The sequence below is a fragment of the Pedobacter sp. 05L430 genome, assembly GCF_056397585.1.
On sequence record NZ_JBFTNT010000476.1, the window covers coordinates 1 to 1,868 of the forward strand.

The window sequence follows — 1,868 nt, forward strand, 5'->3', positions numbered from 1 at the left end:
CTTATTTGCCTGGACGATAGTGAAAGCCAGATCTGGCATACTAGCAAATCCAACCCTACCATCAAAATATTTCCTGAAAATCTGATCTATGTTATTTACACCTCTGGCTCAACCGGAAACCCGAAAGGAGTTATGATTGAGCATGGATCAATAATGGATTATTTTGAAGGATTAAATTCAAAATTAAATACACTAAAAGACTGTAAAAGTTTTGCACTTGGGTCTACAATAGCAACAGATCTAGGCAATACGATTCTCTTCAATTCCTTAATATCAGGTGGAGAATTACACTTATTTGCTAAAGACAGGTTCAACAATCCTGAGTACATACATCAATATTTTAATAATTATAACATCGATTGTTTAAAGATCGTTCCGTCGCACTGGAGGTTTTTGAGGCATCAGGGAAACTTACTTTTGCCTTCTAAACTACTAATGTTCGGAGGAGAATCATTGCCTGGCGAGTATATTAAAGAAATTCGAAGGACCAATAGTGAATGCGTGGTTGTAAATCATTACGGACCTACCGAAACTACAATAGGTAAGCTAATACATGTAGTAGATAAAAATGCAGATTATCCGGCATCAGCTCCCATTGGTAAACCTTTTGGAAATACCATCCTTCATGTCCTCAATAAAGATTCAAATTATTGCGCAATTGGCGTTCCAGGAGAACTGTATATTGGAGGCTTCGGAGTAGCAAGAGGTTATTTAAACAACCCTGAATTGACTAGTAAAATGTTCACAGATCGCTATGCTGAAGGAATAGAAACCGGGTTTTATAAAACTGGCGATTTAGTACGATGGTTAGCTAATGGAGATATCGAATTCTTAGGTCGTATAGATGATCAGGTTAAAATCAGAGGCAATAGAATAGAACTTGGTGAGATACAAAATGCATTGCTTAAATGTAAAGACATACGGCAATGTGCCATAATTGTAGATGAAGACACTAATCAAGAAAAAAGGCTGGTAGCCTATGTTGTAGTTGATTCTATTTTTAATAAGGATGCGATAATAAATCATTTAAAATTGACGCTTCCGGAGTTTATGGTTCCAAGGATTTTAATTCAGATAGATAAAATCCCCTTAACTGCGAACGGAAAATTAGATAGAAAATCACTTCCAAAAGCGGCAATGAACCCGATCACAGAAAATGGTTATGTTGCCCCTGGAACCGCTGAGCAAAATCTACTTACAGAAATATGGGTTTCCAATCTGGGGATTAACAAAATAGGAATTACTGACGATTTCTTTGAGTTAGGAGGCCACTCTTTAATTGCGGTTAAGGTAATGGGCGCAATAGAAAAGAAAACAGGTCTCCGTTTGCCCTTATCCAGCTTATTTGAAAACCCAACAATTGAAACACTTGCTAAGCTCTTAACCCCCGACGATAAATTAAATTGGGACTCTCTGGTTCCATTAAAAACAAGCGGAAATAAACCTCCAATATATCTTGTTCATGGTGGAGGCTTAAATGTTTTCGTATTCAAATCTATCTCTGGATTTATGGATGAAGATCAACCGGTTTACGCACTTCAAGGTCTGGGCTTAAACGGTGATAGAGAAATTCCTGACACAATTGAAGAAATTGCCGCTAAATATAATGCTGAGATTCTAGAATCAAATCCGGAAGGGCCATATTTAATTGCCGGGTATTCTATGGGAGGAAAAATAGCCTACGAGATGGCCAAACAATTACTTGAAAAGGGTAAAGAGATAAAAATGCTTGGAATATTTGACACTTATGCCGGGTCATCTGCAACCGGTATAGAAAAGGTCAAAGAGAAAATAGTTCGTCAGTTAAAAAAGGGTCCTTTTATAGCTAAATTATTCTTGGATAATCCTATGCAGACTCTATCCTACCA

1 protein-coding gene is annotated in these 1,868 nt (G+C 37.2%); it reads left to right on the forward strand.

Annotation, left to right across the window (positions count from 1 at the left end; genetic code table 11):
* On the forward strand, positions 1 to 1,868 hold a 1,868-nt coding region (locus AC1DG9_RS26565), incomplete at both ends, for an AMP-binding protein (RefSeq protein WP_477635632.1).